The organism is Sporosarcina sp. BP05 (genome assembly GCF_014282005.1).
Classification (GTDB): Bacteria; Bacillota; Bacilli; order Bacillales_A; family Planococcaceae; genus Sporosarcina.
Genome location: NZ_JACFTD010000003.1, coordinates 251360 through 277772, shown reverse-complemented (window position 1 = coordinate 277772; position 26413 = coordinate 251360). Strand labels below are relative to the sequence as shown.

24 protein-coding genes, 1 tRNA gene, 1 pseudogene and 1 riboswitch are annotated in these 26413 nt (G+C 42.3%); of the genes and pseudogenes, 1 reads left to right on the top strand and 25 read right to left on the bottom strand.

The window, feature by feature from the left end:
• Positions 1-257 precede the first annotated feature (257 nt).
• The 14 genes and pseudogenes from H2672_RS19565 to H2672_RS05945 all read right to left on the bottom strand — a co-directional run.
• Positions 258-374, bottom strand: a pseudogene (locus H2672_RS19565) (hypothetical protein); the annotation flags it as partial.
• Positions 375-627: 253 nt separating this feature from the next.
• Entirely contained in the window at positions 628-1605 is a 978-nt protein-coding gene (locus H2672_RS06005) for a hypothetical protein (RefSeq protein WP_186670227.1), read from the bottom strand.
• Positions 1606-2547: 942 nt separating this feature from the next.
• On the bottom strand, positions 2548-3528 hold the full coding sequence (locus H2672_RS06000) for a tyrosine-type recombinase/integrase (protein ID WP_186670226.1): 981 nt from the start codon (positions 3526-3528) through the stop codon (positions 2548-2550).
• Positions 3529-3696: 168 nt separating this feature from the next.
• A tRNA-Arg gene (locus tag H2672_RS05995) sits at positions 3697-3770 on the bottom strand.
• A gap of 77 nt (positions 3771-3847) precedes the next feature.
• The gene (locus H2672_RS05990; protein WP_186670225.1) at positions 3848-4342 is read right to left on the bottom strand and encodes a metallophosphoesterase; all 495 of its coding nucleotides are present in this window, start codon (positions 4340-4342) and stop codon (positions 3848-3850) included.
• Entirely contained in the window at positions 4339-4953 is a 615-nt protein-coding gene (locus H2672_RS05985) for an XTP/dITP diphosphatase (RefSeq protein WP_186670223.1), read from the bottom strand. The genes H2672_RS05990 and H2672_RS05985 overlap by 4 nt, the downstream gene beginning before the upstream one ends.
• Positions 4950-5708 (bottom strand): ribonuclease PH, encoded by a 759-nt coding sequence (gene rph / locus H2672_RS05980; protein WP_186670221.1) that lies wholly within the window; start codon positions 5706-5708, stop codon positions 4950-4952. The genes H2672_RS05985 and rph overlap by 4 nt, the downstream gene beginning before the upstream one ends.
• A 99-nt stretch (positions 5709-5807) precedes the next feature.
• Positions 5808-6602: a glutamate racemase gene (gene racE / locus H2672_RS05975; protein WP_186670219.1), complete on the bottom strand. Its 795-nt coding sequence runs from the start codon at positions 6600-6602 to the stop codon at positions 5808-5810.
• 9 nt (positions 6603-6611) lie between these two features.
• On the bottom strand, positions 6612-7067 hold the full coding sequence (locus H2672_RS05970; protein ID WP_067207869.1) for a MarR family winged helix-turn-helix transcriptional regulator: 456 nt from the start codon (positions 7065-7067) through the stop codon (positions 6612-6614).
• Positions 7068-7276: 209 nt separating this feature from the next.
• Positions 7277-7501, bottom strand: coding sequence for a helix-turn-helix domain-containing protein (locus tag H2672_RS05965; RefSeq protein ID WP_067207867.1), 225 nt, complete (start codon positions 7499-7501; stop codon positions 7277-7279).
• Positions 7502-7573: 72 nt separating this feature from the next.
• Complete coding sequence (locus tag H2672_RS05960) at positions 7574-8017, bottom strand: acyl-CoA thioesterase (RefSeq protein ID WP_186670217.1); 444 nt, start codon at positions 8015-8017, stop codon at positions 7574-7576.
• A 127-nt stretch (positions 8018-8144) separates the two neighbouring features.
• Positions 8145-8951, bottom strand: a complete 807-nt coding sequence (gene sdhB / locus H2672_RS05955) for a succinate dehydrogenase iron-sulfur subunit (RefSeq protein ID WP_186670215.1) — start codon at positions 8949-8951, stop codon at positions 8145-8147.
• Between the two features lie 5 nt (positions 8952-8956).
• Positions 8957-10711 carry a succinate dehydrogenase flavoprotein subunit gene (gene sdhA / locus H2672_RS05950; RefSeq protein ID WP_186670213.1) on the bottom strand — a complete coding sequence of 585 codons (1755 nt, stop codon included), beginning with the start codon at positions 10709-10711 and terminating at the stop codon, positions 8957-8959.
• Between the two features lie 45 nt (positions 10712-10756).
• Positions 10757-11368, bottom strand: coding sequence for a succinate dehydrogenase cytochrome b558 subunit (locus H2672_RS05945; protein WP_186670211.1), 612 nt, complete (start codon positions 11366-11368; stop codon positions 10757-10759).
• Between the two features lie 237 nt (positions 11369-11605).
• Between H2672_RS05945 and H2672_RS05940 the strand changes: the two genes are divergently transcribed.
• On the top strand, positions 11606-12022 hold the full coding sequence (locus H2672_RS05940) for a DUF2507 domain-containing protein (RefSeq protein WP_186670209.1): 417 nt from the start codon (positions 11606-11608) through the stop codon (positions 12020-12022).
• Positions 12023-12406: 384 nt separating this feature from the next.
• Here H2672_RS05940 and H2672_RS05935 read toward each other — a convergent pair whose 3' ends face one another.
• The 11 genes from H2672_RS05935 to polX form a co-directional block, all read right to left on the bottom strand.
• Positions 12407-13624: an aspartate kinase gene (locus H2672_RS05935; RefSeq protein WP_186670207.1), complete on the bottom strand. Its 1218-nt coding sequence runs from the start codon at positions 13622-13624 to the stop codon at positions 12407-12409.
• An 89-nt stretch (positions 13625-13713) separates the two neighbouring features.
• A riboswitch (Lysine riboswitch) is annotated at positions 13714-13893 on the bottom strand.
• A 48-nt stretch (positions 13894-13941) separates the two neighbouring features.
• On the bottom strand, positions 13942-15735 hold the full coding sequence (gene uvrC / locus H2672_RS05930) for an excinuclease ABC subunit UvrC (RefSeq protein ID WP_186670205.1): 1794 nt from the start codon (positions 15733-15735) through the stop codon (positions 13942-13944).
• Between the two features lie 60 nt (positions 15736-15795).
• Positions 15796-16110, bottom strand: a complete 315-nt coding sequence (gene trxA / locus H2672_RS05925; protein WP_186670203.1) for a thioredoxin — start codon at positions 16108-16110, stop codon at positions 15796-15798.
• 125 nt (positions 16111-16235) lie between these two features.
• Positions 16236-17210 carry an electron transfer flavoprotein subunit alpha/FixB family protein gene (locus tag H2672_RS05920; protein WP_186670201.1) on the bottom strand — a complete coding sequence of 325 codons (975 nt, stop codon included), beginning with the start codon at positions 17208-17210 and terminating at the stop codon, positions 16236-16238.
• A gap of 32 nt (positions 17211-17242) precedes the next feature.
• The gene (locus H2672_RS05915) at positions 17243-18016 is read right to left on the bottom strand and encodes an electron transfer flavoprotein subunit beta/FixA family protein (RefSeq protein ID WP_186670199.1); all 774 of its coding nucleotides are present in this window, start codon (positions 18014-18016) and stop codon (positions 17243-17245) included.
• 25 nt (positions 18017-18041) lie between these two features.
• Positions 18042-18815 carry an enoyl-CoA hydratase gene (locus H2672_RS05910; protein WP_186670197.1) on the bottom strand — a complete coding sequence of 258 codons (774 nt, stop codon included), beginning with the start codon at positions 18813-18815 and terminating at the stop codon, positions 18042-18044.
• Positions 18816-18995: 180 nt separating this feature from the next.
• Entirely contained in the window at positions 18996-19577 is a 582-nt protein-coding gene (locus H2672_RS05905) for a fatty acid metabolism transcriptional regulator FadR (RefSeq protein ID WP_186670195.1), read from the bottom strand.
• Positions 19578-19669: 92 nt separating this feature from the next.
• Positions 19670-21367, bottom strand: a complete 1698-nt coding sequence (locus H2672_RS05900; protein ID WP_186670193.1) for an AMP-binding protein — start codon at positions 21365-21367, stop codon at positions 19670-19672.
• A 226-nt stretch (positions 21368-21593) separates the two neighbouring features.
• Positions 21594-22007, bottom strand: a complete 414-nt coding sequence (locus H2672_RS05895) for a DUF350 domain-containing protein (RefSeq protein WP_186670191.1) — start codon at positions 22005-22007, stop codon at positions 21594-21596.
• Positions 22008-22295: 288 nt separating this feature from the next.
• Positions 22296-24605: an endonuclease MutS2 gene (locus H2672_RS05890; protein ID WP_370569612.1), complete on the bottom strand. Its 2310-nt coding sequence runs from the start codon at positions 24603-24605 to the stop codon at positions 22296-22298.
• A gap of 64 nt (positions 24606-24669) precedes the next feature.
• Positions 24670-26376, bottom strand: a complete 1707-nt coding sequence (polX, locus tag H2672_RS05885) for a DNA polymerase/3'-5' exonuclease PolX (protein WP_186670187.1) — start codon at positions 26374-26376, stop codon at positions 24670-24672.
• Between the last annotated feature and the right edge of the window lie 37 nt (positions 26377-26413).

Below are 26413 nucleotides of genomic sequence, written 5' to 3'. Positions count from 1 at the left end.
TACATGACTTTGTGCTACCTCTTCAATATTAATGACACCAAGTTCAAGGCAATAGTCGATAAACAGTCCTAGCGTCCTCTCATAGTTTCCAATGTTCACTTGCGTTGTGTTCTTAAATTTTCTGTCTGCTAAAAAGTCTTGATATGCAAATTTTAAAAGCATAAAAAATAACCACCTCTCCAATTTTCTGAGAAGTGGTTATTCCTATACTAATTAATTATGAACTAGACAGCTTCACAAAATAGCTTGTGAAGACCTTACATCATGCCGCCCATGCCACCCATATTAGGCATTCCGCCCATTGCACCAGCTGGTTCAGGAAGGTCTGCAACTACAGCTTCAGTAGTCAAGAACATTGCTACAATACATGCCGCGAACGTGCGTTATCACTGTGGTTTTATCCTATTGAATACTACTCAAATATTACATTGAAATTCATGAATGAATTCTAATGCAAATGTAAAGCCCCTAATCCTGACATATAAAAGTTATCGTGATTTGAATACGGGCGTATATAGGATTCTCGGGTTTAAGCTTTGAATGATGTAAGTCATTTGAAGAATCGACGCCGTAGCCGGGAACGTGTCATTATGCCAACAATTCCCCCCCCTAGGGACTATGACATATTTATGAACTTGGTTCGAAGACCTTTTGTAACTCCTCATTATATGTCGAACAATATTCAGGCGTACACTTCGGAAAAGTATCAATAAATGAATATGCATTTTCACAATTGTGACAAACATACACACTACAATCTTCATTGCAATTTAGGCATTTTGTCTTCCAAATAAAATTGTCGTTGCTTTCAAGATTTAAAACATCATATGCAACAGAGTTTGAAGACTCACACCAATAACAATCAGTAAATTCAAGTTGAATTTCATCATCAAAGCCACAACAATAACACTTACGTTCTTGTATTCCAAAACATTCTCTCCTACAAAAAGGACACTGATAAACATTCTTAGATTCTTTTAATGCCTCCATGTACATTCTTTCAATATATAGTGGTAGACTAATTAAATTCAAGAAATCTTCTTTACTTAATATCCCATCATATATCTCTGAAGGAGTATTTGGATAATAAAATTCATCAAAACCATCCTTCTCGGCTAATATTGGCAGTAGAACATGTACTATGAAATAAATAAAATCATAATTTAAATCTATTAAATCTGCTTCACTAAATTTCAAATCGAAATGAATAATTTTGTTTCTTTTATGCTGAAAATCCTCAATCATCTCATACTGTTCATCTGTCATTTTTTCTTTTAGAATATGCTTTATCTTTTCAAAACTAATAAAATCCAATGTATTATTCTCTAAACGTTCCAAAATGATTGTTTCTTCAAGAATATCATTATCACTCTTTTTCTTTTTTACGATTTCTTGCAACCTATTTCTCTTCACTAAATATGCTTTACAAGCCAGTTCTATGGAAGTTTGAAAAAATATATATGAAAATTTTGCGCCTTCATTCGTTAAGGTAGTTCTATCATAAGATGTATGATTTCTTAATTCTTGAATTCCACGTTTCAAAAAAAGCACTGAACTTCCCCTTAAAGATTTCCATACGCTCTCTTTCAACTCTATAGATACCATATAAATTCACATCCTCTTTATTTATTACAATCATTAATTGCTTAACACTTAATATATCATCTTTCTCTCTATGTACCACATTTTATGGCAGAACCCCCGGCTCGTTTATATTCAACCAAACTTTTATGTTATGAATTGTATGGGGTTACTTAAAGCAAATAATAGTGGAGGATAACCATTTTACATAGCAATAAAGACTTCCCATGTTGCAGAGAAGTCCTTATAAGCTTGAACTATTTGATTGTGGATTGTCACCTCTATCCCACGCACGTAAAAAACACGTCAAATAAGCGGTTTTAAGAGCATTCATTTCACTTTCACACGGTGTATTATTTAACAAGAGTGCGGGGATTGTATAGCTATAGGGTTTCTGTGGAAATGGACGTTTTCTATTGGTCATAAGTACCCCGGACATCCACAATAACCATGTTCTTTTAAAGCATGCTTCTCAGCTAAATACCCTTCATAAGCATTTAATTTAATATAGTCGCTGTGACATAAATAATTTGAGTGGCGGCACATTGTTGCATATCGAGGATTCAATCCAGCAAGTCAAATTGCTGCATCAGTAGTAGCATTTACAATCAATTGCAAAGCCTTCATACGCTTTCTCTCAACTCTGACACATTAAACATATTAGAATTGACTGCGCACCCCAGTAAGCGTGATGTGGAATATAATTCATTGCACCTGTATTAATGTATCGAGGAGCATGTACCCTTTAGTTTATTTAAGTTCATTTCCCCACATAGCTACTTAGAGTATTGTCACATTGATATTCTTATGCCTCATCATCTTCATATTTTGAATGCAACATGTACAAAAACGAAAATGAACCCATTCTAAGGAATGAATGGGTTCATCAGCTTCTGAGATGCTTATATTACTTTTAATTAGTTCAGCTTTTGTAGCAGGAGCTATATATAGTAAAATTGTTAATCTTCATAGGTAATCCCTCAAGCTAGATGCAACCTCTTCTACTTCTAAATCCAAATACTGTGTTGTAACGGCTAAATCGCTATGTCCTAGTGCTTTACTGATAAGGGCTATACTTGCTCCATTATCATGTAAATTCTTTGCGTAGGCTCTTCTAATGGCGTGCGCATTGATGTTTTCTAGTCCAAATCGTTTCGCATATTTAGTTAGCTGCTTTGAGATTGCATTATTTGTTGATTTCGTATTTAACGATGTTCCCTTTATTGAAATGAATATATTGGAATTGCTTTCTCCGTAATATTCTCTTACTTTTATATTCTGTTTGATTAGCACCCGATAAAGTTGTATAAGTTGGTCGTTGAGCGGCAATTTTAGTAGTTGGTGATTTTTCAATATCGCTCCATTTAGAACAAGCATTTTATTGTCAAAGTCAATGTGCTTTTCTTCAAGCTGCCCCAAAGTATTAATACGAATACCCGTTTTGTACATGGTTATTATAGCCGCCACATCCCTAAGACCAATATAAGTATTTTTATCAATCAATGAGATAAGGATAGCAATATCATTTGGTTTAGCACCCTTCTTCACCTTTTTATCTACTTTCACGTTGATAGAGTGCCAAAAGTTCACTTTCAACCAACCATTGTTAATGCACTTACCTAAGAACGACTTCACAACCTTTAAACGTGTTAACTTTGTTTGATTTACAACCTGCATGGAATCTAACCACGAGTAGATAGTATCTACTGTAACTTCTTCTAAATAGGTAATCCCTGTACTCTTTGCAAAGTTCAGCAGTACTGTATCGTAATCTTTGATAGTACGAGGGCGGTAGCCACTCACCTGCATTTGGTTGATAATAGTTCCTAAAGCTTCCGAAAAGAGCTTGTAGCGAGCGGTGGTTGCCTTCTCCCCTTTAATAGAAGTGGTAAGCTCTTTGGTTGTCAGTGTGAAATCCACATCAAATAATCCTGTCTTTTTCGTCATAATAAAAAAATCCTCCATTCAGTTGAATTGGAAGATAATTTCGTGTCTTATTATACGTAAAATACTAGGGTACAAAAAAGGGATTCTGCACCAGTGACCGAAGCCCTGACCGAATCCCTAATCTGTCTCAAACCCTATCACATCAAGGCTTGAACTGCGTAAAAATTATGTCCCAGGAGGGATTCGAACCCCCGACCGACGGCTTAGAAGGCCGTTGCTCTATCCAGCTGAGCTACTGAGACGTGCGTTACAAACTTTCGTTCATTCCCTAAGGACAATACTTAGTATATATTGCTTAAGGAATAAAGTCAACGCTTTTTTAAATCTTTTTCATTTCCATGAAATCTACTGTTTCCGATGCCATATTCTTAATTGTTACGCGCACCGTTTCATCCCACTCCACGACAGCATAAGTCGCTTCTTTCCCGCCCCGTGGCTGCATTGTACTCCCCGGATTCAAGAACAAAACTCCATCTTTCATCTCAGCACCATACAAATGTGAATGGCCAAATAGAACGATATCTGCCCCACATTCTTTTGCATAATAATAAAGCCCCATCAACGATTGTTTTACATCGTGCTCATGACCGTGTACAGCTAATACCGTCTTCCCCTCTACCTCAACCACAACGGACGCAGCGAACCTAGCATCGCTATCACAGTTTCCACGGACTCTATGCATTGTTTGTAAAACTAAATCATCGAATGACAATTCACTATCACCGCAATGAAAAGTCGCGTCAGCAGAAAGTGCAGAAACGGCTTTCACCGTTTCTTTATCTCCATGGGAATCGCTCATAACAACAATCTTCATTCTGAATCACCTACACCCGTCATAATGTGTGGTAACTTAAGTTTCAACTGGGCTAATGCCGCTCCCCTGTGCGAAATCTCATTTTTCTCTTCAGCTGACAACTCTGCCATTGTCCGGTTTAATGCCGTCACGAAAAAGATTGGATCATATCCGAAACCGTTCGACCCTTGTCGTTCCTTACGAATCAATCCTTCACAGCTGCCTGAAAACGTTTCTGTTTTCAAACCGGGTCCAGCTACCGCCAAGACACAGCGGAATCTAGCGCCACGATTGCCCTCAGAAGTCGTTTCTAGCTCGTTTAGTACTTTGTCGATATTTGCACTATCATTCTTCACAGCACCCGCATAACGCGCGGAGTAGACGCCTGGTGCGCCGCCAAGCGCGTCGATTTCAAGTCCACTGTCGTCTGCGATAACAATTTTACCGAGCAGGCGTGCAACCGTTTCTGCTTTCAGAATCGCATTCGCCTCAAATGTATCGCCCGTCTCTTCTACATCGATATCCCCTTCGATATCATTCAATGTAAGAACTTTTACACCCAATGGTTTGAACAACGTTTCAAAATCTTTTGCCTTGCCCGCATTATTTGTGGCAATCAATACTTCCTTCATGATTCAACTTGCCCCTTCGGTTTGATCAACTGCGCAACAAGTCCAAGCGCCTCTTTTTGCACTTCGACTAATTGGTTAATCCCTACTTCTGCAAGTTCCACAAGACCGTTCATCTCAATGCGCGTAAATGTCGATTCTTCGCCTGTCCCCTGGAGCTCGACGAAAGCGCCAGCGCCCGTCATAACAACATTCATATCAACAGCAGCCGAGGAATCTTCAATGTAGTCAAGATCAAGGATGAGTTCGCCTTCAACTGTCTTCCCAACACTCGTTGCAGCAAGGAAATCAGTTATCGGGAATTTTGCTAATCCTTTTTCAATGTGCAGTTTTGAAATAGCCATTGCTGTTGCGACGAATGCACCCGTAATCGACGCTGTACGTGTTCCACCATCTGCTTGGATAACGTCACAGTCAACCCAAACCGTCCGTTCGCCAAGTGCCTCCAAATCGATGACAGCGCGCAGAGCACGGCCTATCAAGCGCTGGATTTCCATCGTACGTCCGCTGACCTTACCTTTTGAAGCTTCACGTTGCGTTCTTTGTCCAGTAGCGCGTGGCAACATGGAATATTCTGCCGTTATCCAGCCTTTTCCGCTATTACGTAAAAAATGCGGAACCCGCTCTTCTATAGAAGCTGTACAAATCACCTTCGTATTTCCGACCGTAATTAGAACAGAACCTTCTGGGTGAATTAAATAATCCGTTTCTATTGTTACCGGCCTAATCATATCGGCCATTCTTCCATCATGTCTCATATCATGTACCCTCCATCATTCAGATTGCGCATTCATCTTATCATAACTCATTTCATATACGCAAAAACCCGGATGTCCAAATCTGGACTTCCGAGTTTCTCACAATTCAATATAGCTTACATTTGGCATTTCAATCGACAACCAGTCTTCAACAATTCCTTGGAAAGTTTTCGACTCTCCTGTTGTATAAAAAACAGGCGCCACTGCGCTGTCAGCAATGCGTTCAATGCCATTAGATAGTAGAATACGCTCAACATCACATACTGTTTCTACCGCGGATGAAATGATTTTTACATTATTCGGTAGCGAAGTAGTAATATGTTGCTGCAATAACGGGTAATGTGTACATCCGAGTATCGCTGCATCAAAATCTTTACCCACCAGTTCACGCAGCGTACGTTCAACAATAATACCTGCACTTTCCGACTTATACTGACCACTTTCGACAATTGGAACAAATTCAGGACATGCAAGTGAGTAAACCATCGCATTCGGTGAAAGAACATGGATTGCATCATCATAAGCGCCACTTTTAATTGTTCCAGCAGTCCCAAGCACAGCGATTTTCCCTGACCCGGACGCATTAACTGCCGCCCTTGCACCTGGCACGATGACGCCGATGACAGGAAATGAAAATCGTGCGCGGATATCATCGAGCGCAACAGCTGTAGCTGTATTGCAAGCAATGACAAGCATTTTTATCCCCATTTTGGAAAGTGCTGATGCCATCTCCATTGTAAACTCCCGAACTTCGTCAATTGGCCGGGGCCCATATGGACAACGGGCATCATCCCCTATGTAAACGATGGGTTCATGTGGTAGTCGATTGAGCATCTCTTTAACCACGGTTAGTCCGCCGACGCCCGAATCAATTACTCCTATTGGTGCTTCCACTAAAATCCCTCAATCCTTTTTCATCTCTTGATGTAGTTTACTCAGCAAATCTGAGAAATCCTTCACTTGTTGTTCATCGAAATCTACCAACACCGAATTCAAATAATGACGGCGTTTATCAATTACTTCTTCGATTACCCGCTCACCTTCGCTGAGAAGATGAATTCGCACAACACGGCGATCTTGATCATTGCGGACACGCTTCACAAGCGAGTTCTTTTCCATCCGATCGACCAAATCAGTCGTAGTACTGAATGCAAGGAACATCTTGTTCGACAAATCCCCAATCGTCATATCTCCATGTTCAAATAACCACTGTAAAGCAACGAATTGAGGTGGCGTGATTGTATAATTGCTAAGAATTCTACGACCTTGTTGTTTAATGATTGCCGCAACATAACGTAATTCTTTCTCCATATGTGCAACTTCATCTGTATACTGAATTTTTGGTGGGTTATTTTCCATCAACTGAACCAGCTCCCTGAAAACAAATACTGTTTACCTATTGTCCCCCTTTTCTCTGCTTATGGCAATACCTAATAAATCGTTGGAATAAAACGTTAAAAAATAGCTGCTTGAGGACTGCATGATGCAGGTCAAACAGCTACTGTTACAAGGCATCAATCAATCACTAACACTTAGCTATGATTGCCCTTTCATTATTTACACCTGCTTCAACGCAATTGCAATTCTCCCAACCGTAACAATTCGATAACCGCTTGCGCTCTGCCAGAAACACCTAGCTTTTGAATTGTGTTCGAAATATGGTTGCGAACAGTCTTTTCGCTGATTCCGAGCCGCCCCGCGATATCTTTTGTCGTTTGATCTTCAACGAGCAGATTAAAAATTTCTCGTTCTCTTGCCGTAAGCAATGAACGGTTTTTAGAGTCCTCTATCAAGACGCGCCCTCCTATCCACTTTCACTTTAAAATATGTGAAGGAGCGGCGAGCTGTGCCGGCTACATGCTGATTTAGTTAACAAAAAGTATTTTCTCCTCTTCAGACCACGGAACACCTTTGCCCGTCTGTCTGCCAATCTGAACCATAGTACCCCGTCCAGTGAAGACAATATCATCTTTACTGTTCTTCGCCATGTAGTGAATATCAACAGAGCTGTTGCCAACTGTTGCAGCTTTAACGAATATTTTCAGCTTCTCATCAAAAAAGACTTGCTTCACAAAATCACATTGCAAATCAGCGACGACTGGAAAAGTATCACCCTCTGGATCAAGCCAGTTATTCATAAGCCTGATTTCTTTTAAAAACTCAATCCTCGCATGTTCAAAATAAATAAACGGTACCGTGTTGTTTAAATGGCCATACATGTCCGTCTCTGAAAAACGAACGGATACAGGAACAAAAAAACCGAATTCTGATGCCCATGTTGATAAATCATTTATGTATACTGCTTTCATCTAGAATCATCTCCCCTATTAGAATGAACACTCATTCATTCTACCAAATATCTCCTGATAAATGAAGCCTACTAAACTAAAAAAGCCCCGCCAAGGCATAATGCCTAAGCGGGGCAATAGACTGAAATCAGTCTACCATATGGTCACTTCCGAAGAAGTTTTTGAACATTTGTACGTTCGTTGCACGGTTCATCGCTGCAATCGAAGTAGTCAAAGGAATTCCTTTTGGACATGCAACAACACAGTTTTGTGAGTTACCGCATTCTCCAATTCCACCATCTGTCATAAGCGTCGCTAGACGTTCGTCCTTGTTCATTGCACCAGTTGGATGCGTGTTAAAAAGGCGGACTTGTGATAGAAGTGCAGGTCCCATGAAGTTCGTATTGTCGTTAACGTTCGGGCATGCTTCAAGACATACGCCGCACGTCATACATTTCGAAAGTTCATATGCCCATTGGCGTTTACGCTCAGGCATACGAGGCCCTTCACCAAGGTCATATGTTCCGTCAATCGGAACCCATGCTTTGATTTTTTTCAATGAATCAAACATGAATTCTCTGTCAACAATCAAGTCGCGAACGACTGGGAATGTCTTCATTGGTTCAAGTTTAATCGGTTGTGTAAACTGATCAACAAGTGCTGTACAAGATTGGCGCGGACGTCCGTTGATAACCATTGAACATGCCCCACAAACCTCTTCCAAACAACTCATTTCCCAGTTAACTGGTGTTGTTTGCTTACCTTCTGCATTGACCGGGTTACGACGAATTTCCATTAAAGCAGAAATGACGTTCATATTCGGTCTATATTCTAATTCAAAACTTTCCCAATAAGGTTGTGACTCAGCAGTATCCTGACGTCGGATTTCAAAAAGGACCGTCTTCTGTGCAGTCTGCTGCTGGAGATCCTTTACTGCTGTAGTGTTCTCGCTCAACTAAATCAATCTCCTTTCTTCGCGGAGTAATCGCGTGTACGTGGTGGAATCAAGGAAACATCGACTTCTTCATAATGGAAGATTGGAGCAGAATGTCCATCGAATTTTGCCATCGTCGTTTTCAAGAAGTTTTCATCATCACGATTCGGGAAGTCCGGTTTGTAATGGGCTCCACGGCTTTCGTTACGGTTCAGTGCACCAAGAGTGATAACACGTGCCAAGTATAGCATGTTTTTCAACTGGCGCGTAAATGTTGCACCTTGGTTAGACCATAGCTGCGTATCGGTAATATTGATGTTTTCATAACGTTCAAGAAGCTCAACGATTTTATCGTCTGTCGCTTGTAGTCTGTCATTGTAACGAACTACTGTTACGTTATCTGTCATCCATTCGCCAAGTTCTTTATGAAGAACATAAGCGTTTTCAGTACCGTTCATTTTAAGCGTATCGTCCCACTTCTGCTGCTCCTCTTTCACTGCTGCGTCGAAGATTGTAGAAGGAAGGTCCACTACAGAACGTTTTAAACCCTTCATATATTTAATGGCATTTGGTCCTGCGACCATCCCGCCATAAATTGCTGAAAGAAGTGAGTTTGCGCCAAGACGGTTTGCACCGTGCTGTGAATAATCACATTCCCCTGCCGCGAACAAACCTGGGATACTTGTTTGCTGATCATAATCCACCCATAGTCCGCCCATTGAATAGTGAACAGCCGGGAAGATTTTCATCGGTAATTTACGTGGATCATCGCCTGTGAATTTCTCATAGATTTCGATGATACCACCAAGCTTAATGTCAAGCTCTTTTGGATCCTTATGCGAAAGGTCCAGATACACCATGTTTTCACCGTTAATACCCAGTTTTTGGTTAACGCAAACGTCAAAGATTTCACGTGTTGCGATATCACGCGGTACAAGATTACCGTAATCCGGATATTTCTCTTCAAGGAAATACCAAGGTTTGCCGTCTTTATAAGTCCAAACACGTCCACCTTCACCACGAGCAGATTCACTCATAAGACGCAGTTTATCGTCTCCTGGAATTGCTGTTGGGTGAATTTGGATGAACTCACCATTTGCGTAGTGTGCTCCTTGCTGATAGACGATCGAAGCTGCAGAACCTGTATTGATGACAGAGTTTGTCGTTTTCCCGAAAATGATTCCGGGTCCACCTGTTGCCATAATAACTGAGTCGCCTTTAAATGCTTGGATCTCCATTGTTTTCATGTTTTGCGCTTTAATACCGCGACAAACGCCTTCTTCATCAAGAATGACACCAAGGAATTCCCAGTGTTCGTATTTCGTGACAAGTCCAGCAACTTCATGACTTCGAACTTGTTCGTCTAGTGCATATAAGAGCTGCTGACCTGTAGTCGCACCTGCGAAAGCCGTACGGTGATGCATTGTACCTCCGAAACGTCGGAAATCCAGAAGTCCTTCTGGCGTACGGTTGAACATAACACCCATCCGGTCCAATAGACTGATAATTCCTGGTGCTGCATCCGTCATTGCTTGTACGGGTGGCTGGTTTGCAAGGAAGTCACCGCCGTATACAGAGTCATCGAAATGGATTGAAGGCGAGTCGCCCTCCCCTTTCGTATTTACTGCACCGTTGATGCCACCTTGTGCACATACAGAGTGGGAACGTTTAACCGGGACAATTGAGAACAAGTCAACCGGCGTACCTTCTTCAGCCGCTTTGATAGTTGCCATCAGGCCGGCTAGTCCACCGCCGACGACAATCAATCTGCTTTTTGCCATTATTGTTTCACTCCTCAAATTATAGGTGATCTCATTTTTTATTAATTAAACGACGAAAGCAAGTAACGCTTGTACACCGATGACAGAAAGAATTAGGAATATTGCCATCGAGATATACGTAACGATAGTTTGTGAACGTGGAGATTGTGTAATCCCCCAACTTACTAGGAATGACCAAACCCCATTCGCCAAGTGGAATGTAGCTGCAAGGACACCCGCAATGTAGAACGCAAGCATGAATGGATTCGATAAGACTTTAGCCATCATGTCAAAATTCACTTCAACGCCCAATGCTTTTTGAATTCTTGTATCGTAGATGTGCCATGCAATGAAGATTACAAGGAATACACCCGTTATTCTTTGTAGCATGAACATCCAGTTGCGGAAAGTCCCGTAACGCTGTACGTTATTTTTCGCTGTGAAAGCTATGTACACACCGTAGAACCCGTGGAACATAAGTGGGATGTAGATGATGAACCATTCTAAAAACAGTACGAATGGTAAGTTCCCCATGAAATCGGATGCAGCATTGAATGCCTCTGGGCCGCGTGTGGCAAAGTGGTTAATCACTAAGTGCTGGGCAACAAAAAGCCCCACTGGAATGATTCCGAGTAGTGAATGTAGACGACGCAAATAAAAATCTGATTCTCTCGACAAGTCTTTTACCCTCCTTTATTAACTGAGTCCTTCAGTTCGCCCCTGTCATCATTTAGACATGAAGCGACCGTTGACGACGTACCTCTTCGTGGTACAATATTATGACATAACCATTGTACTCCTCCGTTTTGAAGAGGTCAAGACGATGTGGGCTTTTCGACACGCCCGAATTTAACATATTATTATTCTTTAGGATTTACTAACGCTATCATTTAACCGAAAGGGTTGCTTATTCGATTGAAAAATACTACATATGATTCACCGACCCGTTTTGGCTATGAAATTTTACGAGATCACGTGTTGCCAAGTATCCTTGGGAAACACGAAGATGAAGTCCTCTATTGGGCCGGAAAAGAAGCGGCTCGGAAATTTCCGATTTTCGGTGTTGATGAACTACCCAAATTCTTCCAAGAAGCCGGGTGGGGCCCACTTCATCTCGAAAAGACGTCGAAAGACGAGGCTTTTTATTCGTTAAAAAATGATTTCGATACAAATGCCCACAACAGATCTTGCCAACTTGAAGCCGGTTTCATCGCACAACAGTACCAAAAATTTAGCGGATTGCTCACTGAATGCTACGGAGAATTCAACGCTAAGGATGGTCTCATCCACTTCCAAGTGAAATGGGACTTGAAAACGAAAGTCGAGGTATAAGAAAAGCGTAAGCGCCTTAGTAGGCCCGAAAAGCGCTGGCCAACTAAATTCGCCACGTCCTGTGGCAACGTCAGCACTAGTACGTCCTGTACGTCGGACGGCCTTAAGATAAAGGCGCACTTTGCCTTTAACTTAAGGACTGAAGCGACAGAGGAAGGCAGCCTAAGATCGCGACGTCCTGTCGCAACAGCTGCATGACCCACTTCGTGTGGGTCTAGGGGCTAGGCGCTGGAGCTAGACAATGAGAAAAGCGTAAGCGCTTTGGTAGACCCGAAAAGCGCTGGAGTCTAGACACCGCCCAATGTGAATAACTTATACTATCTTATCTTTAGAAAAAGAAGATGCATCCCTAATCGGGTGCATCTTCTTTTTCTATAAATCATTTCAATTTGCATCCAATCCGAATTGATTATGAAGCGCCGCTACCGCTATTTCCACATCCGATTCAGGAATAACAACGGATACCTTGATTTCAGACGTACTGACCATTTTCACAGGAACCGATGCGCCACGAAGTATCTCAAACATTTGCGCAGCAACTCCTGGGTTGGATACCATTCCACTTCCGACGATTGAAACTTTCGAAAGACCCACTTCAAAATCAGCTCTACTGTAACCAAGGGCCTCTTTTTCTGTTTCCAAAACATTAATCGCTTCTGCGAAATCTTCTTTTTTGATAGAAAATGAAACAGACGGCTGTACGCCTTCCATAATTGTCTGGACAATAATATCGACGTTAACATGGTGATTCGCAAGTGCAGTGAATATATTCGCAAGCGAGCCATTGTATGGAACGTCATACATAACTGTAATCCGAATGATATCTCTTTCAAAGGCGATGCCCCGAACAATTAAATTGTTTTCCAAATCAATTTCCTCCTTGATAATTGTTCCTTCACCTTCCATATGCGCAGGTCTGACCCGAAGCGGCATTTGATGGTTCTTGGCAAACTCAACCGCTCTTGGGTGAAGTACCCCCGCGCCTAGATTCGCGATTTCAAGCATTTCATCATATGATATTTCCTCAAGCTTTTTGGCTTGTCGAATTAATCTTGGATCCGTCGTAAATACCCCTTCAACATCTGTGTAAATATCACAGATTGCTGCATCAATCGCAATTGCAATTGCGACAGCACTTGTATCAGATCCCCCACGACCAAGTGTCGTCAACTCACCCGAGCTGTCAGCACCTTGAAAACCGGTAATCACTGCAACAGCACCCGATTCAAGCGTTGTCACTATTTTATCCGCATGGACTTGCTCGATTCGCGCATTGCCGTGAACTGATTCTGTCGTAACGCCCGCTTGCCACCCTGTGTATGAGCGAGCTTCCAAACCTTGTGCTGCAATTGCCATCGCTAGAAGGGATGCCGTTACTTGCTCACCTGTCGCAAGTAGCATATCAAGTTCACGGCGGCCCGCTTTCGGATTAACTTCTACGGCGAGCTTTAGAAGATCGTCCGTTGTTTTCCCCATTGCAGAAACGATAACCGCCACTTGATTCCCCCGATTTACTTCACCTTGAACAAGCTTTGCTGCGCGTGCAATCCTTTCGGGGTTCGCAACTGATGTGCCGCCGAATTTCATTACAATTCGTACCATGATTTTCCCTCCAATTTCCCCCTGAACGCAAAACGGCCCTCATAAGTATGAGAGCCGGTCCGATTGGAGCTATCGCCTAAGAGACGCTCCGTTCAGATAGCTCTCCAGGTATTTTTATACCTGACAGACTTCCATTTATTCAATGGAAATCCAGCAGGACAATCGTGACAGCCGATTGGTCCGCTTCGGCGAATACTCCTTTCAATCTCGTTCATCAGGCTGCCGCCTTCCGGAGATCTACTATTGGTACCCGCACCTCTATCTTCACTACATATGAAATTATAAGTGAAAAAACGCAGTGCGTTCACTCTATCACATTACTTCTCTTCTCGCAATGCCTCTTCACGGAAATACGTTTCCACTGATTTCGCAACCGCTAACGATAAGCCCGCTTGTTGCAACTCTTCAACGGATGCTTCACGAATCTTTTTCATAGACTCAAAATGTCTAAGCAACATCGTTTTCCGCTTCGGTCCGACGCCCGGTAATCCATCAAGTGCTGATGTCAATGAATTCGTTTCGCGCCGTTGCCTATGGAATGTGATTGCAAACCTGTGCACTTCGTCTTGAATTCTCTGTAACAAGTAAAACGCTTCACTTGTTCTCTTTAACGGAATCATTTCAATCGGATTGCCATAAAGGAGCTGCGCCGTCTGGTGTTTATCGTCTTTTGCAAGTCCGGCAATTGGAATCGACAAGTTTAGCTCATCTTCAATGATTTCCCTAGCTGCTTCCATATGTCCTTTGCCACCGTCTATAACGATAAGATCAGGTAGTGGCAAATCATCCCTGAGCACACGGATATAACGCCGTCTTACAACTTCACGCATTGCGGCATAGTCGTCATGTGCTGCCGCTGTCATCGTTTTATACTTTCGGTAATCTTTACGGTTCGGTTTCCCGTCAAGGAACGACACCATCGCAGAGACGGCATCTGAACCATACATATGGGAATTATCAAATGCTTCAATAAGGAACGGTATGGTGATATTCATCGCCTTACCAAGTTCTTCACACGCACCAATTGTACGGAGTTCTTGTCGTTCAATTAGTTGAAACTTTTCTTTCAATGAAATCTCGGCATTCTTGATGGCAAGATGGACAAGATCTTTCTTTTTACCGCGCTGTGGAATGAATACAGGTACATCCAGAAGCTGACGGACGATTTCACTGTCAATCCCTTGAGGTAACAGGATTTCTTTAGGGATTAGATGTTGAGACTTGCCGTAAAACTGTCCGATGAACGTTAGCAGTTCTTCTTCCGGTTCTTGATAAACGGGGAATAGCGATACATCCCGTTCAATTAATTTTCCTTGACGGACGAAAAAGACTTGAACACACATCCAGCCATTGTCTACAGAAAATCCGAAGACATCTCGATCAGTGAAATCATTCATCGTCATCGCCTGTTTTTCCATAACCGCTTCAATATTAACAATTTGATCACGGTATTCTTTCGCTCGCTCAAACTCCAAGTTCTCCGCGGCCGCAGACATTTTTCCCGTCAATTCCTTTTTGACACTTTTATAGCCGCCATTCAAAAAACGGGTAATATCATCAACCATTTCCTTGTACGTTTCCAACTCCACTTCATTGACACAAGGGGCGAGGCACTGGCCAAGATGGTAATACAAGCAGACCCGATCCGGCATTGTATGACATTTTCGATAAGGATAGAGTCGGTCAAGCAATTTTTTCGTTTCACTGGCGGCAAAAGCATGTGGATATGGACCAAAGTACTTCCCTTTGTCTTTTTTCACCTGTCTCGTAATGATCAGTTTCGGATGACGCTCTGCTGTTAATTTTAAATAAGGGTAGGTCTTATCATCTTTTAGCATGATATTATATTTCGGATCATACTGTTTGATAAGATTTAACTCGAGGACAAGCGCTTCAAGATTGGATGACGTGACAATGTATTCAAAGTCTACGATTTCTCCAACAAGCCGCTGCGTTTTAGCATCATGGCTACCCGTAAAATAACTACGAACCCGATTTTTCAACACTTTCGCTTTTCCCACATAAATGATTGTCCCTTGCCTGTCTTTCATCAAGTAACAACCCGGCAACTCCGGTAATATAGCCAACTTCTCTACGATTAACTCATTCACATAATTCACCTACCAAAAAACCGGGTACCAATGAAGGGACCCGGTTATTCTTTCAAATAATTAAGCGTGTTTTGCGATTAATTCAGCAAGTGCTTCTTTCGGTTTGAAACCGACAACTTTATCAACAATTTCTCCATCTTTGAAAAGAACCAAAGTAGGAATTGACATGATACCGTATTTACCAGCTGTTTCCTGGTTGTCATCAACGTCAACTTTAACAATGTTTGCTTTACCTTCGATTTCGCCGTCTAGTTCTTCAAGAACTGGAGCGATCATTTTACAAGGTCCACACCAAGGTGCCCAAAAGTCAACAAGGACAAGTCCTTCTTTAATATTTTCGTCAAAGTTCTGATCAGTCGCGTGAATAATAGCCATAGTAATTTTTCCTCCTCTTAATAGATAACCTATGTCTGTATTATAGCATGCAGCTATATTACGGGCTAAATATATGCTTAGTTATTAAAAGAAGCTCCCCACTGTTGAGGGAGCTCCGATTTGAATCAGTTCGTCTTGATTTTTTTAATTTCTTCAATCATCATCGGAATAACCTCGAATAGGTCACCGACGATTCCGTAATCTGCTACTTTGAAAATATTCGCTTCTGAATCTTTATTGATTGCCACGATTACTTTTGAGTTGGACATTCCTGCCATATGCTGGATTGCACCCGAAATACCTGCGGCAATGTACAAGTCCGGTGTAACGACTTTACCAGTTTGTCCGATTTGTAGAGAATAGTCACAGTAATCCGCGTCACACGCTCCGCGAGATGCACCGATTGCTCCACCCAAAAGCGTCGCAAGTTCTTGCAATGGTTCGAAGCCTTCCGCACTTTTCACGCCGCGGCCCCCTGCAACAACAACTTTCGCTTCTGAAAGATCGACACCCTCTGTCGATTTCCGAATAACTTCTGAGATGATTGTACGAAGATTTGTAACATCAACAGCTAGTGCAGCTACGCCGCCTGTTCGGCCTGCGTCGTGCTCTAGAGGTGCAATGTTATTCGGACGTACTGTAATGAATAGAAGTCCGTCTTTGTTCTTCACTTTTTCGAAGGCTTTACCAGAGAAGATTGGACGGATGAATACCGCAGCATCACCTTCGCCTTCAATAGCAGTTACATCAGAGATTAAACCTGATGCTAGTTTACTAGCAATCTTAGGTGACAAATCTTTCCCTAAAGCTGTGTGACCGAACACAATAGCTTCCGGTTTTTCCTGTTCGTAAACTGCCATGAACGCTTGGCTGAATGCATCAGAAGTATAAAGTTTCAAATGTGGATGTTCCACAGTAACGACACGGTCTGCTCCGTAATGAATCATTTCTTCTGCAAGTGACTGAACAGCATCGCCGAGCAATACCCCGACAACCTCTCCGCCTCCAGAAATCTTTTTAGCAGCTGCAATCGCTTCGAATGAAACGTTACGCAATGCCCCTTCTCGCGCTTCCCCTAGTACTACTACTTTTTTAGACATCTATAGTCCCTCCATTACAATTAAAAGTCTGATTAGATTACTTTAGCTTCATTTTTAAGCAGATTTACAAGTTCTATCACTTGATTTGCAACTTCGCCTTCTAGAATACGTCCAGCGGCTTTTTGCGGCGGAAGGTAAATTTCGATTGTTTGTGTTTTCGCTTCTACGTCATCTTCTTCCAGGTCAAGATCATCCAGTTCAAGCTTTTCAAGCGGCTTTTTCTTCGCTTTCATGATGCCTGGAAGTGATGGGTAGCGTGGTTCGTTAAGACCTTGCTGAGCAGTCACTAATAGTGGCAGTGACGTTTCGATTGTTTCAGAATCCCCTTCAACATCACGAATGATTTTGACGGATGTACCGTTGATTTCAAGGTTCGTAATTGTCGTTACGTAGTTAATGCCTAGAAGTTCAGCCACACGCGGACCAACTTGTCCAGAACCGCCATCAATTGCAACGTTTCCTGCAAGAATCAAATCTACTTCTTTATCTTTCAAATACTCAGCGATAATTTTAGCGGATGTGAATTCATCCATTTCATCAAGGTCATCTTCAGTATCGATAAGAACCGCTTTGTCCGCACCCATTGCAAGCGCTGTGCGAAGTTGTTTTTCTGCGTCTTCTCCACCGATTGTAATGACAGTCACTTCTCCGTCATTTGCGTCGCGTACCTGGATAGCTTCTTCAATTGCATATTCGTCATAAGGATTGATGATGAACTCCGCACCATCCTCAGAAATTTTACCGTTAGAAACCGTGATCTTTTCCTCTGTATCAAATGTCCGTTTAACTAGTACATAAATATTCATATTACAGACCTCCCCAACTTTTTAATTATTTCCCTTTAAATACAGGTACACGCTTTTCAAGGAATGCTTGGATTCCTTCTTTTGCATCCTCTGAGACAAAAACCTCACCAAATGAATCAGCTTCAGCTTTCACGCCTTCATAATAAGAAGGGTGCTTGGTAAATTGCAGCATCTCTAGTGCAGCTTTCACTGCGACAGGACCCTTCTTAGCAATTTTCTGAGCGAGCTCCATTGTTTTAGGCAGAAGTTCTTCGTCTGTGTAAGCATGATTGGCAAGTCCTAGACGAGCTGCTTCTACCCCACTGATTGGATCACTGGTTAATAACATCTCCGCTGCTTTCGGCATGCCTACGTAGCGTGGAAGACGCTGTGACCCAGCAAACCCAGGGATTAGACCCAATTGCAATTCCGGCAATCCAAGTTTCGCGTTTTCAGTTACGATCCGCATATGACAGGCCATCGCTAATTCAAGCCCACCACCTAGCGCTGCGCCATGAATGGCGGCAATAACTGGTTTAGAGAAACGTTCAAGCCGTTCAAAAACTTCTTGTCCGCTTGCGGAAAGTTTTGAAAACTCCTCGCCAGAAGTGACAGATGTAAATTCTTTAATATCTGCTCCAGCCGAGAAAAATTTGCCTTGTCCGTGAAAGACGATGACCCGTACAGAATCGTCGTTCTCCACTTGATCAAGTAATGCATCCACTTCCAGTATGAGTGCACGTGAAAGCGCATTCGCGGGTGGCCTGTTAATTGTCGCAACAGCTACCCCATCGTCAATTGCTACAGTAAGAAACTCCATTTCTCCCCATCCCCACTTTCTATCAAATACGCCTCGGCGTATTTGCGTCCAAATTTTGAATTGTGCCTGCAGGATGCAGGTATGCAACCTTTGCCGCAGGACGCGGCGAACTTTGGTTGCCTTCCCGAACTCCCTTCAAAATTTGTGACATCCGCCGGAGGCTGCTTAACTTGAATCAAGTTACCCTTTCATTCCATTCATAATCAGCCTATGTACTTCGGGTGATAGTTTCATTAAATCATATTTTTGATCATTCATCACCCATGAAGTGATTGTTTCGTCAATTGTGCCAAATACCATTTGTCTAGCAAGTCGGATATCTAGGCCTTCGTCAAGCGCCCCATTTACGATTCCCTCTTTCAGAATTGCATCGAGAAGCATTAAATATTCTTTTAGTACTTCGTTAATTCGGAGACGTAATTCTTTATTCGATTGACGAAGTTCAAGTTGCGTAACGATTGCCAAGTGACGATCTTCATGCAAAATGCGGAAATGACTGTCTATCATCCTGAATAGTTTTTCGGATGTATCAATATCCTGTTCCAATATAACTTCGACGTTATTGACGAAAATCGCCATTTTTTCTCTAAAAACAGATATCAGGATATCTTCTTTATTTTTGAAGTAAAGATAGATTGTCCCGTCAGCAACGCCCGCTTCTTTTGCTATCTTCGAAACTTGGGCTTGGTGGTATCCGTTTTCAGCAATGACTATGACTGCCGCATCGACTATTTGCTTATATTTTGGTCTATCCCGTTTCATATCTATATATCACCACCAATAATGAAAATATGAATGATGATTCATTCATATTTTCATATTAGTTGTTAACGGCCGCTATGTCAAGCATTACATCACAGTAGAAGTAATTCCTTTTCGGCTTTCTTTTTTTCTTCATCAATCAAAGCACGGCGTAAAATTTTCCCGACAGCTGTTTTCGGCAACTCTGTACGGAATTCATAAAGTCGTGGAACTTTAAACGACGCTAAGTTCTCTCGACAATATTTATCAAGCTCTTCTTCAGTTAAAGTAGCTCCTTGTTTTAAGACAATATAGGCTTTAACTGTTTCTCCTCTGTACGGATCTGGGATACCCGCAATGATACATTCCTGTATCGCTTCGTGTTCATAAAGAACCTCTTCGATTTCCCGCGGATAAATATTGAAACCGCTTGCTATAATTATATCTTTTTTGCGATCCACGACATAGAAATAACCCTCGTCGTCCATATATCCGAGATCCCCGGTCAAAAACCAGCCATCGCGGAAAGTCTGTTCTGTATCTTCAGGTCTATTCCAATAGCCTTTCATTACTTGAGGGCCTTTCACCGCAATTTCACCGATTTCTCCATTCGCCAGCGGTTCCGATGACTCAGGACCCAGTATGCAAGAATCAGTATCTGGCCATGGAACACCAATTGATCCTTTAGCTCGTTTGTCTGCCCACACGAAATTTGAATGGGTTACAGGAGACGTTTCCGTAAGGCCGTACCCTTCGACGAGTTTCCCGCCAGTGACTCTCTCGAATTTTTGCTGCACTTCGACCGGTAATGCGGCAGAACCACTAATACATGCTTTAATGGATGACAAATCATATTTCTTCAAATCAGGATGATTTAATAGTCCAATATAGATAGTAGGTGCTCCAGGGAATAAGGTTGGCTTTTGTTTATCGATTGCTTTCAAAGCCGTTTCAAAATCAAACTTAGGGATAAGTACCATTCTATTCCCTTGCATGACAGAAAGAATTAATACGGTTGTCATTCCATATACGTGGAAGAATGGCAAAATACCCATGACTGTTTCTTCGCCTTCTTTACACTTATACAACCATTCACCACACATTTTAACGTTAGAAATTAAATTGGCGTGCGTCAACATGACCCCTTTTGGAGAACCCGTTGTGCCACCCGTATATTGTAGCAACGCAATATCTGCTTCGTAATCAAAATCATAACTAACCGGATCTGATTTTGCGATTTTCATAATTTCAGTAAATAGATGGTTCATCCCACGGTGCTCAACTTTTACTGTAATCCCGTGTTCTTTTTTCTGAATGAATGGATAGATAAGGTTCTTAGGAAACGGCAGGTAGTCTTTTATTCCTGTTATTATTACATGCTCGAGTTTCGTGTCTTTAACGATTTTCGAAATTCGCGGAAATAGAATATCGAGTGAAATGATTGCTTTCGCCCCAGAATCGACCATTTGATAAGCCACTTCACGCTCCGTATAAAGAGGATTCGTTTGAACGACGATTGCACCTATATACAAAGTTCCATAGTAGGCAATTGCCCCTTGTGGACAGTTTGGAAGCATAATTGCAACCCGGTCCCCTTTGACTATTCCGATAGATGTCAAATAGTTTGCAAACTTCAAAGATGATTCATGAAACTCTTTAAACGAAATGTTTTTCCCCAGGAAATGCATAGCCGTCTTGTCAGGATATTTTTCACTGGATCTTGTCAGGAATTCCTGAATAGGAATGTGTTCATAGTCCAGTGTCTTTGAGATTTCAGCGGGATACAAATCCAGCCAAGGTTTCATTGTCATAAAAAGCCCCCTTTTTCCACTCTTTAATTCTTTGAATATTCCTAATTCTAATTATAGGGGTAAGTAATGCAGGTTTCAAATAGAATTTATTATTTACATAAAAAAACCTTAAACAGAATAAACTGGTTAAGGTGTGTTTGCTATCATCCAATAAATACCTACCGCAATAAATACTACGCAGACAACGAGTAATATTTTGGCTAATTTCTCCATAACTTCACAACCCTTATGAAATACTTGCTCCTATAACGAATGAAAGTCCCACTGATATTGTCAAGGATATGAAACCGACAGCGCGATTATCTGCTTCAATTTCCTTATCAATATTGAATTTAGGTGTAAGGAATTCAAACAACAGATAGGCGAAAATAAGCAGGGTAAATCCAAACAACCCCCAGCCAATCATTTGAGGCAATGAATTATGCTGTTCGATTGAGTATCGAAAAATATTTGCTACCCCAAATATTTTCCCACCTGTTGCAAGTGCGACTGCAACATTTCCTTTTCGGATTTCTTCCCAGTTCTTATATTTTGTTACGAGCTCAAAAATCACCATCGACACAATCAGACAAAGGACAACTACACTGAAGTAGCCAGCTGATTCTACTAATGGATGATTCCAAAATCCGGTTTGATTCATAGCATTCGACTCCTTTTACGTTTGGTCATTCCTTCCTATACGGATAAGTACGTAAAAGGTTTCAAAAATGGGGATATACTTATTTATCATTGCATGGAGTTTCAAAAGAGTTTTCCCCACTATATTGGTTGAGTTAATGATTCCATTGAATACCGCTTCGGCGCTAGGGGATGCCTCCCGCCATAAGCCTGACCGCTGCGCTATCAGTCTTATGGCTTCGGCTACCCCTGTTAGGCGCCTACGCTGGGTATTACTATCGTATTCAATAGTTCAACGTATACAGTTGAACTATTTCAATTCTACAACAGTAACGCCGTGTCCGCCTTCACTTGCTTCACCGAACCGGTACGTTTTCACACGGCTGTGATTTTTCAAAAATTGCTGGATACCCTGCCTTAATGCCCCGGTCCCTTTGCCATGAATAATTGACACTTGGTGATAATTCGATAGAAGGGCATCGTCCAAATATTTCTCTGTGCGGAAAATTGCATCTTCATAGCGCTCTCCCCGCAGATCGAGTTCCATTTTGACATGTGTTTCCCGTCCTATTACTGAAGTCGATATATACTGTTTTTTCTCTTTTTCAGGCTTAACATATTCCAGTCCTGATTCGTCAAGCTTCATTTTCAAAATGCCGATTTGGACAATCCATTCATTATCCGAGACTTTATCAATGAGCGTCCCTTTTTGACCGTAACTGAGTACTTTCACTTCGTCACCTGTTTGGAGGTCCCTTGGCGCTGCCTTCGCTTTAATTGCTTTCTTCTTCGCTTCAGCAGGGGCAGCACCTTCTAGACGTTTACGAGCTTCAATCAATTCGTGCTCTTTTACGTTTGCGCCAACATTTAGTCGCATTGCACGTAAATCTGAAATAACTGCCTCCGATTCACGCTTCGCGTCTTCAATGATTTTTCTCGCTTTTTCTTTCGCTTTTTCTTCCATACGTTCTTTTTTGTTCTCGAACTCGGCAAGTTTTACTTCCAGTTCACGTTTCAAGCGATTTGTTTCCAGTAAGATGTCATGCGTTTCTTCTGCATCTTTTTCTGATTGAACACGGCTTGTCTCGAGCGACAGGATCATTGAATCGACTTCACTGCGATCTGTGCCCGTGAATTTCTTCGCTCGATTAATGACCCGGTCCTGCAATCCTAGACGCTTTGAAATTTCAAACGCATTACTACGCCCTGGAACACCTATTAACAAGCGGTATGTCGGACTTAGCGTGTCTACATCAAATTCTACGCTGGCATTGGCAACGCCCGGACGGTTATAGCCATATGCTTTTAGCTCTGGATAATGGGTTGTCGCCATTACCCTTGCACCACGTCCATGTACTTCATCTAGAATTGAGATGGCAAGTGCCGCACCTTCCTGCGGATCCGTACCTGAACCGAGCTCATCGAATATAATAAGGGAACGGTCATCATATTTCTCTAAAATATCGACGATATTCACCATATGCGAGGAGAATGTACTAAGACTTTGCTCAATTGACTGCTCGTCCCCGATATCCGCATAGACCGAATCGAACACTGCAACTTCAGAGCCATCAAGTGCTGGAATTGGCAGACCAGCTTGCGCCATCAACGTGCATAATCCTACCGTTTTCAACGTGACCGTCTTCCCGCCCGTATTAGGTCCAGTAATAACGATTGTTGTGATGTCTTTACCGAATTCAATTGTATTCGCAACTGCCTCTTCCATCGACAACAAGGGATGTCGTGCTTTCGTTAGACGAATATATCCTTTATTATTCACTTCAGGTTTCGTACATTTATGCGCTTTTCCAAACTTTGCTTTCGCAAGGATAACGTCGATTTCAGATAATATCGCAACAAGTGTGAATAGATCATGTGCTACTTCCTGCACTTTCGCGGATAGATCGATAAGGATTTTCTCAATCTCTTCCTGTTCCTGCAATTTTAATCTTCTAATCTCATTATTTGCTTGTACCACTGCATCCGGCTCGATGAAAAGCGTTTGACCAGACGACGACATATCGTGAATAACACCACGGTAATGCGAACGATACTCTGACTTTACAGGAATCACATAACGGTCATTCCGGATAGTGACAATCGCATCAGATAACATTGTTGCAGCGTTCTTCCCACGTGTATAACTTTCCAGTTTCTCACGTACACGGCCTTCCTGCATTCGCAACCCTTGTCGAATTGTACGCAGCGACCCTGATGCGCTGTCAACAACATGCGCATTGTCGTCAATGCATGCATTGATTTCATGTTCCAGGCCTGTCAAAATCGGAATGGCATCTTTTTTCACGATGAAATGAGGGATTTCAATATCTTCATCGGCCACAATTGCCTCGATGAATTGACGCAGATTCCGGCTCGCACGAATTGTGTTGGCCGTTTCCATCAGCTCATATGCACTTAGCATGCCACCCATTTGTGCACGTTTAGCATGGGGTCTAATATCACTGATGCCGCCCATTGGCACATTGCCACGGACACGAAGTATCGATAAGCCTTCGTCCGTTTCTTCAAGCAGTTTTACAACTTCGTCAAAATCGCTGACAGGTACTAACTTCTCCATATAAGATCGACCGGCGAATGATGTGCAATGAGTTGCTGCCATATCCCGGATTTTATCGAACTCAAGTGTTTTTAAGACACGGTTTTCCAATGTCTTACACTTCCTTTCACTTCCGCACAATGTCGCGGATAAATTTATCAAGCGGCCACGTATTTACGACCGTATCTTTTTTCAGCCAAGCTTTTTTACCGTAGTTTACACCAGTAGTCATATAATTTAGTTGTTCGATCGCATGTGCATCTGTATTGATGGCAATAGTAACTCCAGCTTCCTGCGCCATGATAAGGTGATCAGTCGCAAGGTCAAGCCGGTATGGATTCGCATTCAACTCAAGTATTTTACCATATTCCTTCGCCCATTGGATGAGTTGAGGTACATCGGGATTATAGCCTTCCCTTTGACCTACGATACGGCCAGTCGGGTGCGCAATCATATCGACATGCGGATTTTTCATAGCCGTAAGAAGGCGTTCCATAATCAGTTCTTGTGATTGACTGAAATTAGAGTGAATAGACGCGATGACAAAATCTAGCTCACTGAGTAGTTCATCATCGAAATCGAGCGTAGCGTCAGGAAGTATGTCCATTTCCGTTCCGCAAAATATTTCGATGTCGTCGTATTCTTTATTCAACGAACGGATTTCCGCGATTTGTTCGCGTAAACGTTCAGGCGTTAGTCCGTTCGCAACTTTGAGGTACTGCGTATGGTCTGTGATAACCATATAGGAATAGCCTTTAGCACGGCAGGCCTCAACCATTTCACGGATTGAGTACGCTCCGTCTGACCACGTTGTATGCATATGCAGATCTGAACGGATGTCTTCAAGCGCCACTAAGCCGGCGAGTTCATCGACACGATCGATTTCACTGCCATTTCTTCGCACCGCAGGCGGGATGAACGGCAAACCGAAGTGAGCGAAGAATTGTTCTTCCGAATCGAAGGTCTCGACGGAACCATCTTCATTCTCCACACCGTATTCACTTATTTTCATTCCCCTAGATTTCGCAAGCTGACGCATCTTGACGTTATGATCTTTCGAGCCTGTGAAGTGATGAATGGCACTTGCGAATTGTTCTGCTTTCACAAACCGGAAATCGGCGTCAATTGCTTCTTCCAAGTCGAGTGTTACAGACAATTTCGCATCCCCTGCCGCAATCGTTGCGATAAGCGGCAATGTTGCAAGTAGTTTTTCGCGAACTTTTGCGGGCTCGTTCGTCACAATTATGAAATCAACGTCACTGCTTTCCTCTTCCGTTCGCCGATAACTTCCCGCAACAGAAAAATGGTTAATCTCTGCTATCAAACGAAGTTCCTGTTCAACAAATGTAACGACTTTCTCCATTTGCCAATGCGGGAATTTCCCTTGCCGAGTTCCTAAAATTTCAATTTCACTCAAAATATTGTCTTCCGTTTTCTTGCCAAAACCGGCGACTTTACTCACGTCCCCTGCAAGGCATGCCGCATGGAGTGATTCGACTGAATCGATGCCGAGCGCCTCACGCAGTTTGGCGATTTTTTTGCCGCCAAGACCCGGGATTTTCAACAAAGGAACAAGCCCTTTTGGCACAGCCTCTTCCATTTCTTTCAGAAGATCCGACTCTCCTTTTTCTAGCAAGTCGGTAATAACAGCACCTGTGCCTTTGCCAATCCCTTTCAACTTCAAAATATCATCCATTTCTGCTAAACTGCGTGGATCTAGTTCAAGCACGTTGGCAGCTTTTCTAAATGCAGCTACTTTGAAATGGTTTTCCCCCAGTAACTCCATGTATAAAGCGATTTTTTCAAACGTGCGAATGATTGTTTTTTTATTCACTAAAAGCCCTCCTGTTCTGAAATGCGGAAGCGGCATT